This is a genomic window from Frankia sp. CeD (assembly GCF_000732115.1).
Classification (GTDB): domain Bacteria; phylum Actinomycetota; class Actinomycetes; order Frankiales; family Frankiaceae; genus Frankia; species Frankia casuarinae.
The window spans coordinates 39,188-53,399 of sequence record NZ_JPGU01000032.1 but is presented as its reverse complement, the minus strand read 5'-3'; the positions used below and the strand labels follow the sequence as shown (position 1 = coordinate 53,399).

The 14,212-nt window shown below is 68.8% G+C and carries 13 protein-coding genes; 5 read left to right on the top strand and 8 right to left on the bottom strand.

Annotated elements, in window-relative coordinates:
• On the bottom strand, positions 1 to 251 hold a 251-nt coding region (locus tag CED_RS25425; RefSeq protein WP_217494686.1), incomplete at its 3' end, for a hypothetical protein.
• Between the two features lie 432 nt (positions 252 to 683).
• Here CED_RS25425 and CED_RS15855 point away from each other — a divergent pair.
• Both CED_RS15855 and CED_RS15850 read left to right on the top strand, forming a co-directional pair.
• A complete protein-coding gene (locus CED_RS15855) occupies positions 684 to 1,205 on the top strand; it encodes an IS30 family transposase (protein ID WP_369807846.1) in 522 nt (173 codons plus the stop codon).
• A gap of 169 nt (positions 1,206 to 1,374) precedes the next feature.
• A complete protein-coding gene (locus CED_RS15850) occupies positions 1,375 to 1,704 on the top strand; it encodes a YrdB family protein (protein WP_160172402.1) in 330 nt (109 codons plus the stop codon).
• Positions 1,705 to 1,707: 3 nt separating this feature from the next.
• On the opposite strand, the gene CED_RS15845 is transcribed toward CED_RS15850, so the two are convergent.
• From CED_RS15845 to CED_RS15825, 6 genes are all read right to left on the bottom strand, one after another.
• Positions 1,708 to 2,205: an SRPBCC family protein gene (locus CED_RS15845; protein ID WP_035911879.1), complete on the bottom strand. Its 498-nt coding sequence runs from the start codon at positions 2,203 to 2,205 to the stop codon at positions 1,708 to 1,710.
• A gap of 206 nt (positions 2,206 to 2,411) precedes the next feature.
• Positions 2,412 to 3,908 (bottom strand): phospholipid carrier-dependent glycosyltransferase, encoded by a 1,497-nt coding sequence (locus CED_RS26305; protein ID WP_051868860.1) that lies wholly within the window; start codon positions 3,906 to 3,908, stop codon positions 2,412 to 2,414.
• A gap of 125 nt (positions 3,909 to 4,033) precedes the next feature.
• Positions 4,034 to 5,026, bottom strand: a complete 993-nt coding sequence (locus tag CED_RS15835) for a glycoside hydrolase family 26 protein (RefSeq protein ID WP_023842072.1) — start codon at positions 5,024 to 5,026, stop codon at positions 4,034 to 4,036.
• A gap of 145 nt (positions 5,027 to 5,171) precedes the next feature.
• Entirely contained in the window at positions 5,172 to 7,349 is a 2,178-nt protein-coding gene (locus CED_RS15830; protein ID WP_051868859.1) for an acyltransferase family protein, read from the bottom strand.
• A gap of 49 nt (positions 7,350 to 7,398) precedes the next feature.
• Positions 7,399 to 7,539, bottom strand: coding sequence for a hypothetical protein (locus CED_RS24380; RefSeq protein ID WP_023842071.1), 141 nt, complete (start codon positions 7,537 to 7,539; stop codon positions 7,399 to 7,401).
• Between the two features lie 6 nt (positions 7,540 to 7,545).
• On the bottom strand, positions 7,546 to 9,162 hold the full coding sequence (locus tag CED_RS15825; RefSeq protein WP_235187106.1) for a glycosyltransferase: 1,617 nt from the start codon (positions 9,160 to 9,162) through the stop codon (positions 7,546 to 7,548).
• A 771-nt stretch (positions 9,163 to 9,933) separates the two neighbouring features.
• Between CED_RS15825 and CED_RS15820 the strand changes: the two genes are divergently transcribed.
• The 3 genes from CED_RS15820 to CED_RS15815 all read left to right on the top strand — a co-directional run bounded on the left by CED_RS15820 (position 9,934) and on the right by CED_RS15815 (position 13,583).
• Positions 9,934 to 12,279, top strand: coding sequence for a WD40 repeat domain-containing serine/threonine protein kinase (locus CED_RS15820; protein ID WP_235187105.1), 2,346 nt, complete (start codon positions 9,934 to 9,936; stop codon positions 12,277 to 12,279).
• 159 nt (positions 12,280 to 12,438) lie between these two features.
• Complete coding sequence (locus CED_RS25800; protein ID WP_255353884.1) at positions 12,439 to 12,561, top strand: hypothetical protein; 123 nt, start codon at positions 12,439 to 12,441, stop codon at positions 12,559 to 12,561.
• Positions 12,561 to 13,583: a CaiB/BaiF CoA-transferase family protein gene (locus tag CED_RS15815; protein ID WP_035911872.1), complete on the top strand. Its 1,023-nt coding sequence runs from the start codon at positions 12,561 to 12,563 to the stop codon at positions 13,581 to 13,583. The genes CED_RS25800 and CED_RS15815 overlap by 1 nt, the downstream gene beginning before the upstream one ends.
• Before the next feature lie 16 nt (positions 13,584 to 13,599).
• Here the strand turns inward: CED_RS15815 and CED_RS15810 are convergent, their stop codons facing one another.
• Positions 13,600 to 14,184: a TetR/AcrR family transcriptional regulator gene (locus CED_RS15810; RefSeq protein WP_011437639.1), complete on the bottom strand. Its 585-nt coding sequence runs from the start codon at positions 14,182 to 14,184 to the stop codon at positions 13,600 to 13,602.
• Positions 14,185 to 14,212: the final 28 nt, after the last annotated feature.

Genomic DNA, 14,212 nt, shown 5'->3' with positions numbered 1-14,212 from the left:
TTGATTATACCAGCGTGGCCGGTATAACCGTTGCGGTCCGTGCCGGATTCCCCTGTCGCCTGAAGGCGACAGTCCCCTCCGGAGGTCATTGATGGGTGAGCCGGGCCTTGCTCTCCTGGATCGGGCAGAGCCGTCTCGATCGTCGCGACCAGATCGAGGCGGACCATCAGGTCCCGGGCCACCGGCAGAGCACCGAGCAGCTTCTCCAGGCGCGGGGGCCCATAGCCCACCCGGACGGCGGTCGCCAGCACCCTCCGAACCGTCCCAGGCCGGACACACCACGCACCAGGGAAATCATCATCCTGGCGGATCAAGAAATCACACGGTCAGCACACCACACGAACGTGCGGAGTACGGGCTTACCGAGCGGTGGATGCGCAGGCGCGGTGCGACGCGCTGCGAGCACGTCCGAAGGAACGCAAACTCGTCGCGTCGGCCGCGCTGCACGACGCGGTCAATGCCGGCCTGGCCGAGAAATGGTCTCCGAAGTAGATCAGTGAGAGGCTGAAGAAGGACTTCCCTGACGACGAGGGCATGCGCGTGTCGCACGAGACGATCTACGAGTGCCTATACCTCCAGGCCCGCGGCGAGCTTCGGACCGAGCTGAAGATTGCTTTGCGCAAGGGCCGGACGAGGCGGGNGAACCGATCGCGCAGACCGTGACCAGGGGAAAGATCCCGGACATGGTCGACATCAGCGAGCGGCCGAAGGAGGCCGAGGATCGAGCCGTGCCCGGCTTCTGGGAGGGTGACCTGATCATCGGTAAGGGGAACAGGTCCCAGATCGCCACGCTCGTCGAGCGTACCACCCGGTTCGTGATGCTGGTGCGTATCCCCTCTGACCGCACCGCCGAACGTGTCGCTTACCTGCTCGCGAAGAAGATGGGAACCCTCCCTGAGTTCCTTCGCAACAGCGTGACGTGGGACCAGGGGAAGGAGATGGCCCGCCACGCGGAGTTCACGGTCCGGACCGGTATCCCCGTGTATTTTTGTGACCCGCACTCGCCCTGGCAGCGCGGTTCCAACGAGAACACCAACGGTCTGTTACACCAGTACTTCCCGAAGGGCACCGACCCGTCCTTGCACACACAGGACGAGCTTAATAAGCTGGCCGCCCAGCTGAATGGAAGGCCACGGCAGACGCTTGGCTGGTTGAAGCCGATAGAAGTTTTCAACGAGCTGCTAGAAAGTCACGCATCGCTTTGACCATTTGATTCCACTCGTCAGGTTGTCAGGCAGGCGAACGGTGCCTGATGCGGCAGTAGTTCCCAGAATCACAATTCACTCCCCGGGAAGTTCCACTATGTTCCCTCTCATGGGTTCGTCTGGCGCAGATGGCGGTACCCCGCGCAGCGGCGTGGTGGGCGGGTCGATCATGTTTCTCGCTTTCTTGTCCGAACTCGCGATGCTGGGCACTTTGGCGGGTGCCGGACTCGATCTCGCCTCGTCAGCCGTCGCCGGTGTTGCCTTGGCGGTCCTGCTGCCGNTGATGGCGGCCGTCGTCTGGGGAGTGTGGCTCGCCCCCGCGTCACGACGTCGGCTTCGCGGGCCGGCGCTGCTGATGGTGAAGATCCTCCTGTTCTGTCTGACCGCGATCGCCACGGCGCTGGCTGGGCATCGCGTCTGGGCAGTGGTGTTCGCGGTCACAGCGATCGCCGCGACGGCCGGTGGTCACCGCATCGACAGCCGAACCCAGGCGCGGTGAAGGTCACGCCTTTTCGGCGGCCTGCCTAAGCGCCGTGAGCCAGTCATTCAGCCCGCTGCGGAGTTTCGTGCTGCTGAAGATGAGGCCGAGGAAGGGCATAGACATCGATTCCATGCTCGTGACTCGCACCGTACCGTCCGGTGTCCGTTCGAGAACGTTGCGGTGAACGGCCTTGATGCCGGCGGAGACCCCACTCCAGGTGATCTCGTGGAGTGGATCGACGACCGCCAGGGTCGAGCGGACCCGTGACTTCCCGTTGACCCAGATGAAGGATGTGTCGACGGCCNCCCCGCCGTGAACCTGCACGTCCCGGACGGCGGGGTTCCACGCCGGCCACCGGTCTATCTCGCTGATCAGCCGCCATACCTTCTCGGTCGGCGCGGCCACGGAGATCTCCGCCGCGGCCTTTACCGGCGCCTTTTCGTCGAGCACGCGCTTCTTGGCATATTCTTCGTGAAGCTCGGCGATGCCGGGCCCGCGGTAGAGCAGATTCGATGTCATACCCGCTCCCTCGGTCGTTCGACCTGGTTGTCGTCGGTGGTTGCTAACGCCGTTAGCCGACGCTAGCCAACAACGTTGGTGACGGTCAAGGGGCGTGCGGAAGGTCACCGGTCCGGGGCGTCGCGGAGCAACAGCAGGTAGGGGCTACCGAGGGGGATGGCTCCGTGACCTCAGTGTTCGTCCCAGTGACCTCAACTCCAGGCCTGTCAGTGGCGCATCCCCACTCGGCCCGCACGCGCCGCGCCACCCGGCGCCTCGACGACCCGGTCGACCCGGTAGATCGTCACCTTGGTCGGACCGGCGCCGAACGAAGCCACCTTGACGCCATGGGCCAGCGCGTCGGCCAGCAACGGGAGCCGGTGCAACGTCGCCGGTTCGGCCATCCAGGCGTCGAGGATGACGTAGTCGACGTCGCGCCAGCCGTTCGGGAGGCTCGCCCGTACGGCCTGGTCGTTGATCTTCCAGTGCCAGATCGGCCTGGTACCTCCGCGTAGCAGGTCGAGCCACGCGTAATCGTTCGTGATCGTCACTCGGCCAGGGGGGACGTGGCCGAGGTACCAGGCGGACGCCTCCCGGCTCGGGAGACTGTCGTCCCGGGAGGTCGCGTCGACCAGGACCGGTCCCCACTGCCACGACAGCACCGCCAGCCCGGCCACGACCACCGAGGCCACCGCCGCGAGGCGAAGACGGGCGGTTGTGGTGGCAGGCCCGGGCCGGGGATGAAGGTGGTCGGCCAACCCCGCTACGCAGAGTGCGGCGAACGGCAGCATCCCGACGACGTACGGGTACGGCAGGTACCCCTCCCGGAGCAGGAGCAGTGCCTGGCTCACCAGCAGCACGCTCGGCACCCGAAGCCGAGGCACCAGCAGCCCGGCGATCGCCGCCACGAGGCCGGCGGCGAGCAGGATCGCATCGAGCCCGAGCCAGAAGCCGACTAGGTTCCACGCCGAACTGCCGCGGTCGAGCACACTGCCGCTGGACTGCCGGGTGAACAGCTGGAACTCGACCGCCCGGCGCAACTGGTGCAGCTCGCCACGAGCGGCTGCGAACACCACGAACGCCCCGGGGCCCGCCACGGCCGCGGCGGCGAATCCGAGGCTCGCGGCGCGTAGGTTGCGCCGCCGGNGATTGATCCACACCATCAGGTAGACNCNGGGCAGNAACACCAGAGCGGNTTCCTTGGACCANANCGCGNCGCTTNCCGCGAGTCCCGCCAGTACGGCAGTCCGCACTCGCCGTCTGGGCGCCGCAGCCATGACCAACGCCGCTAACAGCCACATCACCATGATGTTGTCGAGGAACACCATCCGCTGGAACCAGAGCGCCAGCGGTGACAGCGAGAACAGCGCGACGGCCGTCACCGCGTACGGTCGGCGCACGTCCAGCCGGCGGGCGAACAAGTAGACCAGGACACAGCTCGCGACGTGCACCCAGAGCATGAACTCGCGCGCGGCGCTCACGCCGGTAGCGCCGCGGCCGAAGGCGTCGGTCACCCAGGCGTACGCCGCGATCTGGGCCCAGCCGCCGAAAGGATGATCATACCAGTAGGTGTAGTGCGCCAGTCGGCCCCAGTACCGCAGGGCGTAGGCCTGCGCGGCATAGGTGCCCTCGTCCTCGTTGAACCGGCCGGGCCAGCCGTCGAGGTTCACCGCGTGGACCAGGGCACAGGCGACGACGGCTGCGCCCACGGCGAGAACGACCATGGTGCGACGGCTGCCGCGACGGCTGCCGCGACGGCTGCCGCGACGGCTGCCGCGACGGCTGCCGCGACGGTGACGGGCCGCCGGACCCGGCTGGCCGGCCGACTCCGGAACGCTCCTCGCGGCGGTCAGCAGGCGACCCTCCCGGCGAGCAGGCTCGCCCGGAAGGCGGCGAGGTCGGCCTCCGAGTCGTCGTACCGCCAGTCACCCTTCACGCCGTCCTTGATGTTCATCGCCGTCCAGACGAACCCCACCACCTGGGGGTGGCTCTGCAGCCAACTGCCGAACGAGGCGATCCAGCTGGTCTTGTACTGGTCCCGCTGGGCGCCCACCTCGGTCAGCAGGACCGGCTTGGTCGACAGCGCGGCCAGTTGGGCCATGGACGGGTCGTACGTCTGCGCGGCGGAGCTCTCCTGCACGCCGTACCCTGTCAGACCCATCAGGTCGACCCACTTGTCGCCGGGGTAGTACTCGGCCAGCGGCGTTCCCGACGTCCCGCGGAGCACGTTCGGCGACCACACCCACAGCGCGTTCGTGACGCCGGCGTCTCGGAAGATGCCGACCACGTGCTGCCACGCCGCCACGAACAGCGCCGGGGTGTTCGAGCCGACCGACGCCCACGGGTACCAGTAGCCGTTCATCTCGTGGGCGAACCGGATCAGGACGGGGCGTCCGTACTTCTTCACTACCATCGCGATGGCCCGGTAGTGGTCATCCCACCGGCCCTCGATGGTCTTGTCGAGCGTGAAGTCGCTCTGGTTGACCCCCTTGTCCGGGTTCCACGGCTCGACCGTCACGATCGGTGTCACCGGCACCGCGCCGAGTACCGTCGGGTCCAGGCCGTGGGTCACGGAGACGAAGAACTGGGCCATCGCCGGCGGGCAGGCCGTCGTGCGTGCAACCTCGCCCAGCGACGCCTGGCTGATGCCGGGCACCGTGACGCCGAACTGCGGACGGGTCCTGAACACGGTTTCGACGGCCGCCCGCGGCGGAGCCGAGCCGCCGCGGGCGGCGCCGCTCGGGGATGCGGGTTTCAGCGACGGGCCGTCGCCGGGGGAGCTGCAGGCGAAAACCAGTACGCTCGCCGCCATCATCAGGCAGACGGCAGACCGCCGTCGCATCAGCGCCTCCCCACCAGGTACCTCGGCCGTCTGGCTGGTACGTCCGCCAAACAATGACTGAAAAGTGTACAGAAGTCCTGAAATACGGCCATGGCGCATCTCGTTCGCGAGGCTACCCGGTGCCCGGATTCCACCGGGACCGAAGTCAGGAACGCGGTGTGCCCGCGGTCTGGCTTGACTGGAGCCGCGGTCCCCGCAACGGCAGCTGTACCTTGGTGACCAGCGCGTGTTCGAGCGCCGGCCCGAGCATGACCGCTGCCGTGTTCGTGATGTGGGAGTCGTCGCGGTACAGCAGCACGCTGCCCCGTACGGCCGGGCAGGGCCCGGTCCCCGGGCACAGGATGACGTTCAGGTCGACCGCGCTGACCGCTGGTTCGCGGCCCTCGACGACCGCCTGCAGCAGCGGGTCGCGGGGCAGTCCGGAATCCCGCGGGAACGAGCACGACCGCCAGTTGTCGATTGCGCCGGAAATACACGCCGGAATGTCTCCCGGTGGATTCGGGGTGTCGACGATGTAGACCAGCGGAGCACCCAGGGACGCGAGCCGTGCGATCGTGTTCCGCCATCCCGCCACAACCTTTTCTTCGTCGCCGGTGTACCGGTTGTACGTACTCAGGAAGATCGCGTCTGGCTTTGGTTCCGCGGCGAGCCGGCGAAACGTGTTCTCCCGCCAGGTGTCGCACTCGGTGAACTCCCGGCCGAGCTGCTCGCTGCGGACCGAGATGGCGGGTAACGGACAGCCGACCTTGGTCAGCACCTCCACCGACCAGTCGCTGCCGCGGGCCACGTGGTAGACCGCCCCGAACCACTGGGCGGCGTGCGAGTCCCCCAACAGGACCACCCGGCCGGTGGCGCCGTCGGTGTTCAGCTGGCAGGGCGGGCTCGTGGTCTGGCGGGGACTTGCCATGCAGCCCTCCGGAAGCCGCGGCAGGTCGTCGTACGCGGACCAGGGGGCGGGCGTCACCGGGCCGCTCAACAGGCCGCCGGGTTGGTCGAACGGGTCACGCACCACCGTGGCCGCGGGCAGGTGTGGCAGCACCGCCACCGCGTCCCGGTCACCGCCCCGCATCCGCTGCAACGCATCGGTGCCGACCAGCATGCCGGTGGCGGCCGGCAGCAACGTCGCGGTGACGGCGATCGCGAGGCCACGACGCCAGCCCGACGCCGCGACCGCCGAGAGCCGCACCGGACGCTCGACCAGCCGCGCCGACAGCTCGGCCGGCACTGCACAGGCCGCGACCACTGCCGTGCGCGTCTGCCAGCTCAGGTCTCCCACCCGCGCCTCGACCAGGACGAGCACGGCCCAGTGCCACAGGTACAGGCTGTACGACCGGCTTCCGATGACGGTCAGCACCCTGGTCCCCAACANCCGGCCCGCNCCCGCCCGGAGGCTGCGGTGTCCCGGGCGGACGCCGGTACCCGCCGCGATGACCGCTGCCGCGCCGAAGGTGGGCAACAAGGCCGCCGTGCCCGGGTAGACCGTCACGCTGTCGTAGCTGACGACGGCGGTCACCACCGCCACGCACCCCGCCCAGCCGAGCACGATCCTTAACCCGGTGACGGTGCGGCCGCGGTCGAGTCTGGCGAGCGCCGGCGTGGCGAAGGCGACCAGCGCACCGACGCCGAACTGCCACGCCCGGGTCGGCGAGCTCAGGTAGGCGACCGGCGTCTCCACCAGGGTCCAGTGCAGCGACAGCGTCAACGACAGGGCGACGAGCCCGAGCGTGACCGGGACCGCGACGGCGGCCAGCGACATCGTGACGCGCCGGGCGAACAGCACGACGAGCAGCAGGAGCAGCGGCCAGACGAGGTAGAACTGCTCCTCCACGCTGAGCGACCAGAAGTGCAGCACCGGACTGGGATCCCGACCGCTGGCGAGGTAGTCGGTCTGGTTCGAGATGAACCGCCAGTTGACCAGGTAGACCGAGGCCGCCGCGACGTCGTGCACCGTCTCCGCCTGGCGCAGCGGCGGCATCGTCAGCCAGCTCGCCACGGTGACGAACACCAGGACGACGCAGGCCGCCGGCAGGATGCGCCTGGCCCGGCGCGCGTAGAATCCCGCCAGGCTTATCCGACCGGTGACCTCGGCCTCCCGCACGAGCAGGCTGGTGATGAGGAACCCCGAGACGACGAAGAACACGTCGNCCCCGACGAACCCGCCAGCGGCGTGGGGGACCTGACCGTGGTAACACAGCACGGGCAGCACAGCCAGGGCGCGTAGCCCTTCGATGTCGGGGCGGAAGCCGAGCCGTTCCTCGATCCGCACCAGACCCGGGTGGGGTCGCCGCAGCGGCACGGTGACCGCGCCGTCCGTCGTCCTCATGGTCCTCATGCTCCTCAGGCCGACCGTTCCCACGGTCCGCCCGGCCTGATCAGTGCCATAGCACGGTCGGGTCGACCCAGCCGGTGGCCAGCAACGCGATGACCGCCAGGCCGACGGTGATCGCCAGCCCGTCGGGCCAGCGCAGGTGCTCGGAGGCCGGGAAGTCCAGATCGTCGTCGTGACGTTCCACGTCGCTTCACCCCTGGCGCAGGGCCGCGCTGGCGGGTGGAGCGCCGTGCGAGGGCGAGACCGGAGCGCTGTGAGCCGGAGCGCTGTGAGCCGGCGCGCTGTGAGCCGGCGGACCGCCGGTCCATGCCCGGACCACGGAGTCGGGCTGAGACTGCCTGGCGCGGTGCCGGCTGCGTGCCGGCCGGTCGCCGCGTCCCACGAGCAGGCGGCTCAGGTCGAACAGGAGCGGGACGCTCAGATAGCTGTGGCCGAGCTGAAACAGAATCACGAGCCAAAAGTTTCCCCAGCCGAACCTCCAGACGTCGAGACCGATGCCGGTCCATGTCGCGCACGTCGTCAGCAGTAGCCAGCAGAAGGCGGTCCGAACCACGCCGCGGACCATCGGGTTCCCCCTTTTGCGCACGGAGCCGGTCGCCACCCAGGATGCCGTGCGACCACGCACCATGTGCAGGATCGCGACAGCGTGGCAGAAGCTGTACACAAGTTGCACCCGCAGCACTTCGAAACGCCATCGACCGCGGCTGGTGGCCGGGAGCAGGACCAGCCACACCCAGGCGGCGGCCAGGAAGGGCAGGAAATTATAGGGCCGCACCAGCTCCGGGTAGACGTACACCATCAACAGGCCAGGAATGTTAATGGTAAAGACGTTGATCGCGGTGGAAATATAGTAGAGGAACCCGCTCCAGAAGCAGACCCGCTGTTTCCAGTCGAGTCTGATGTGGCGTAGCTGACGGGTCCGCAGCAGGGCCATGGAGCCGCTGCACCAGCGGTACTGCTGGTTGATGAAACCGGCCAGGTCAGCCGGGCACAGGCCAGTCGCCAGCACCACCGGTACATAGCGGGTGGTGTAGCCCGCCGCCAGCAGCTTGACACCGGTGAAGACGTCCTCGCTGTGTTCGATCTGGGCGAAGCCGCCTGCCTTCCGCAAGCTGCCGCGCCGGTAGATCGCATTGGTTCCGANGCAGATCGGGACGCCGACGGCATCGCGGGACGGCTGCACCCAGCGATAGAAGAGCTCCTGGGTGGCGCCGGCGGTCCGCTGCAGCCAGCCCATCGACCGTTTCGTATCGAAGTGCTGCGGGCTCTGCACGATACCGACGCTCGGGTCGTCGAGGTACGGTGCCAGGTGAAAGAGGTAGTCCGGCCGCGGGCAGAAGTCGGCGTCGAAGATGGCGATGTAGTCGCCGCGCGAGTGCTCGAACCCGAACTGGATGTTACCGGCCTTCTTCATCCGGCCCCGGTCCGGCCGGCTCAGGTAGCTGAAGCCGTGGGCGGCGGCCGCGGCGGCGACCTCCGGGCGGCCGCTGTCGTCGAGGACGTACGCCCGTAGCTGCCCCGGCCACCTGACCCGGGCGATGTGTGAATAGGTGTTGAGCAACACCGGGAGAGGTTCACCCGCGCTGGGAAGAAAGATGTCGACGCTGGGGCAGTAGATCGGCCGCCAGCCGCTGACCAGGCCCTCATGGCTCTGTCTCGTTACGCGCCGCCGGTGCTGGGTGGCCACAATCGTGAAGGCCGAACAAATCGCGTTGAGCCCGAGTAGCAGGAGAAACACCCACAACGCCGACGCCAGCAGCGCGAACTTGACCAGGCTGAACGAGGCAAGGGTGAACGACGCGGTCATGCACAGTAGTACCCAGCGCCGCTGTCGGCCGAGGTAGGCGTACACCAGTCGGTCCGACGGCGGGCTTGGCAGCGACTCGTTCCGAGCTTCTGGGACCGGCGCTTCTGGGACCGGCGCTCCGTCGACGGCACCGTTCCTTGGCGCAATCCGATCCGCCGCATATTCCCTGGGGGGCATCACCGAGGCCGCGGCGGAAGAGTCTNTCCTTTGTTCGCCCAGCTCGGCGGCAAGGAACTCCTCGCCAAGATCGACCTCCACGGTCCCCCCGGTACCCTGTGATCAAGGTTGATGGTAGTCTATGGGGTCTTATGGGGACCGTTACGAGCGACCGTTACGAGCGATAGCCCCGGTACCCTTTGATCAATGCTGATGGTAGCCCATGTGGGCCGTTGCGACCCGGTGGCCCCGGCGTCGCCAGGGCTACCGCGACTGATACCGCCAACGGGAAGTTGTCGCGCAATTACGATGCGCTACGTCGGGCTCTCGGGGGTGGGCCGCGCCGTGAACGCGCCTTCAGGCACCTCTAGAATCCAGGCACAAATTCCGTCGTGAGCCGGTTGTCAGAACCACGGCTGCTAACGGAGNCGGTAGGCACTCATGCGTGCGGCGCCGCGGTGCGCAATGAGTGCGCGTGAAGGTCAGGTTCCGGCGGGAGGGGGCGGCCGTGGGTTCGCAGACCGCGCGGCGACGGTTGCCGTGACGACGCCTGACGGGTCAGTTCCGTGGGACGTGGCAAACTCCCGCGCGACACCGCTGCTCGACAGTGACCCCGTGACTGTCGGGACGTACCAGCTCGTGGCGAGGCTGGGCCAAGGCGGGATGGGAATCGTCTACCTCGGCAGGAGCCGGGACGGGCGGCCCGTGGCCGTCAAGGTGGTCCGTACCGACCTCGCGCGGCAGCCCGAGTTCCTGGCCAGGTTCCGTCGTGAGGCCGAAGTCGCCCAGCGGGTCGCCAGATTCTGCACCGCGGAGGTGCTTGAGGTCGACGTCGAGGCCGATCGCCCGTACCTGGTGACGGAGTTCATCGACGGTCCCACGCTCGCGGACGCGATCGCCGCCAACGGTCCCATGGCGGAGGCCGACCTCGAACGCCTCGCCATCTCGGTCGCGGCGGCGCTCACCGCCATCCACGCCGCGGGAATGATCCACCGTGACCTGAAGCCGTCGAACGTCCTGCTGTCGCGGCTCGGTCCGCGGGTCATCGACTTCGGCATCGCGCGCGCGATGGATTCCACGACCTCGCTGACGACCTCCACCGGCCTGATCGGCACCCCCGCTTTCATGGCTCCCGAACAGGCGCGCGGCGCGCTGGTCACGGCGGCCGCGGACATCTTCGCCTGGGGCGGGGNGGNGACGTTCGCGGGCACCGGGATCGGCCCGTTCGGCAAGGCGACGACCCCGGTCCTGCTGTATCGAGCGGTGCACGAGGCGCCCAAGATCGACGGCCTGCCCGACGGACTCCGTTCGATCGTGGCGAAAACGATGTCCAAGGAGCCGGCGGACCGGCCGACCGCCAGCGATCTCNACCAGTCCCTCCTCGGCCTGTCCAACGTTGACGAGGCGGTGCGAGGCGAAGCTGGCCCAACCGCCGTCACCGTGGTCACGGATCCGCCGGTCAAGCCGCCGGCGCGCATGGACGCCGGAGCCTCGCGGACACCGTCCGACTCCGTGGGTTCCGTGGGTTCCGTGGGTTCCGCCAACCCGGCGATGCCACCGCCGAGCGACGACATCCTGTCACCACTGGACCTGTCGCCACTGGACCGTCCGGCACCCGGCCGCGGCTACCCCGAGGGTGGCGAGCCGAAGCAGCAGCAGCGGCAGCGGCGCGGCCGGTGGCAGCGGCGCACGGTGGTGTCGCTGGTGGCCAGTCTCTGCGCCGTCGCGGTAGCGGTGACGGCCACCCTCATGTTCGTCACCCACAAGGACCCCGCTTCGGTCCCCGAGAGCATCGAGGTGTCGCGCCGGCTGGCGAGCGAGGCGGCGGCGGCTAGCACGACACAACCGCAGCTGGCCCGCCAACTTGCGCTGGCGGCCTACCGCGTCGAGCCCACCGAGGAGGCCCAGCGCAGCCTGATTGAGAACTTCGGCGGGGTAGAGATCAATACGCTGGTTGGCCACACCGAGCGGGTGATCGGAGTACGGTTCAGCCCCAACGGCAGAATGCTGGTGACGGGAAGCGACGACAGCACCGTCCGGCTCTGGGACATCAGCAACCCCATGGCCACCAGACCGCTCGCGGTCATCCCGGGGGACAGCGGCACCTTCCTGCAGGGCGGCTTCAGCGCGGACGGGCGGCTGCTGTCGACGTCCACCGACGACCACATTGTCCGGCTCTGGGACATCTCCGTGCCCGAGCGGCCCAGGTCGCTGGCGGTGCTGCGGGACGTCAACAACAGCGTCGCCTTCGCGGTCGGCGGAAAGACCATGGCTACCGCCGGCACCGACAACACCGCCAAGTTGTGGGACATCACCGATCCCCACCAGCCGCGGCTGGCGGCCACCCTCGTGGGACACACCGACTGGGTCAACACCGTGGCGTTCAGCCCGGACGGGAGAATGCTCGCGACCGGCAGCCACGACCGGACCATCCGGCTCTGGGACGTGTCGACCCCGACCCGGCCCACGCCGCTCGCGATCCTCAACGGGCACGAGAACGCGGTGCTCGGGCTCGCCTTCCGGCCCGACGGCAGGATCCTCGGATCGACGTCGGCGGACCGGTCCGCCCGGCTATGGGACATCGCCACGCCGACGGAACCGAAAATGCTATACACCTTCACCGACCGATCGGACTGGGTGAGTAGCGTTGCCTTCCGCGTCGACCTGCACCTGATGGGCACGACCGCGCGGAAGGCCGCCCGGCTGTGGGACATCTCCGACCCGCGCAATCCCCGCCCGGTCGGCGGCCTGCTCGGACACACGGCGACGGTGCGGCGCGTCCAGTTCAGCCCGGACGGCACACTGGCCGCCACCTCCGGCGACGACAACACCGCCCGGTTGTGGGACATCGACCCGGCCCATATCGCCAAACGTGCCTGCACCGATCCGACAGCCGTGATGAGCGAGGCCGAGTGGGAGCGGCACGCCCCGCAGATCCCCTACCCGTCGCGGTGCCCATAGCGGAGTGATCCCGGCCGGGCCGGCGTGGTCGCCACCCTGCGTGGCGAGGCCGTTGCTGATCGGTGACGCTTCGCCACCCTCCGACAGGATACTTAGTTAAGTACCGCGTAGAGTACCGAGGTACTCTACGCGGTACTACCGCCACGGTACTATCGCCGCATGCCCAGAACCGTTACCCTCGGCGCCGCCCGCACGCCCACCGGCAAGCTCGGTGGCGGCCTCGGCTGCGCGGCACTCTGCTCGGGCGGCGGCCAGGGCGACGCTGTCACCCTGGAGGCTTGATGATGCCGCTGGACGGACTCCGCGTGGTGGAGCTCGCCGCGATCGGGCCTGCGCCGTTCTGCGGCATGATGCTCGCCGACCTTGGCGCGGACGTGCTGAGAGTCGAGCGGCCGGGCGGGCCGGCCGACGCGTGGGGGCGGTCGCCGGTCCTCGACCGCGGCCGGCGCACCGTGACGCTCGACCTCAAGGACGCCGGCCAGGTCGCCCAGGCGCTCGACCTGGTAGCCGACGCGGACGTGTTCCTCGAGGGCTTTCGGCCCGGCGTGGCCGAACGGCTGGGCCTGGGGCCGCGCGAGTGCCTGGCCCGCAACCCGCGGCTGGTCTACGGTCGGATGACGGGGTGGGGGCAGAACGGGCCATACGCCCACACCGCCGGCCACGACATCACGTACCTGGCCGTCAGCGGCGCGCTGCACGCCATCGGCCGTGCGGGGGAGCGGCCCGTGCCGCCGGTCAACATGCTCGGTGACTTCGGCGGGGGCGGCATGCTGCTCGCCTTCGGGGTACTGGCGGGCGTGTTCCACGCGCGACGCACCGGCCGCGGTCAGGTCGTNNNCGCCTCGATAGTCGACGGCGCGGCGCTGTTGACGGGCATGGTGCACGGGTTCCTGGCGGAGGGGTCATGGCGGGACGACAGGGGTGTCAACCTGCTGGACGGCGGCGCCCCGTTCTATGACACCTACGTCTGTCAGGACGGCGGGTATGTCGCGGTCGGCGCGTTGGAGCGGAAGTTCTTTCGTGCGCTGGTCCAGCGGCTTGGCCTCGAAGACGATCCGGCATTCCACGGCGACCACCTGGATCGGGCTCGGTGGCCCGCGATACGGGCGAGGCTCACCGAGACCTTCGCCAAGCGTCCGCGCGACGAGTGGCACGTCCTCTTCAGGGACACCGAGTGCTGCGTGGCGCCGGTCCTGTCACTGGCCGAGGCGGCCGCCGACGAGCACAACGTCGCCCGTGGCGTGTTCCGTGAGCTGGACGGTGTCCGCCATCCGCAACCGGCTCCGCGTTTCGGCGACGGCTAGGGCGTGTCGGCGACGGCTAGGTTCCGGCTGCGGTGACGCTGCGAATGCCGTCGAGCACAAGCGAGGCAAGCTCCTCGTAGGCATCGGCGTCGTGTAAGCCGGTGGCGGCAAGGACGCGACCGGTCTGGATGCGCTCCATCGTCGCGGCGATCGTGTCGGCGATGAACGCCGCGTGAACATCGCGGAATTCTCCCGCAGCGACGCCGTCGCCGATGAGCTGACGGACACGCGCGGCGGCCGCGGCGATGTTGTGCTCATACACCTCCCGGGCGACGTGGTGCGCGGCGAGGTCGAGCCTGAACGCGGGCGATGCCGGACGCAGCGCGCGACCGATCGCCGCCAGGTAGGCCACGAGCCGGTCGGCCGAGGACGCGGCTTCGGCGGTCTCGGTCTCGACCTGCGCGGTGGCCCGGCGGAAGTAGTGCCTCACCGCGTTGACCGTAAGCTGCTCCTTGGACTGCCCGAGGGCATACAACGTCGTCTTGGAACAGCGCAGCCGCGCGGCGAGCTGCGCGAGCGTGAAAGTGCGGAATCCCTCGGCCAGAAAGAGGTCGACCAGATCGTCGAGCAGAACCTCGGGGCGTGTTCGTGCTGTCGGCACGGCATGATCCTATTCGGTGGCGCCTCGG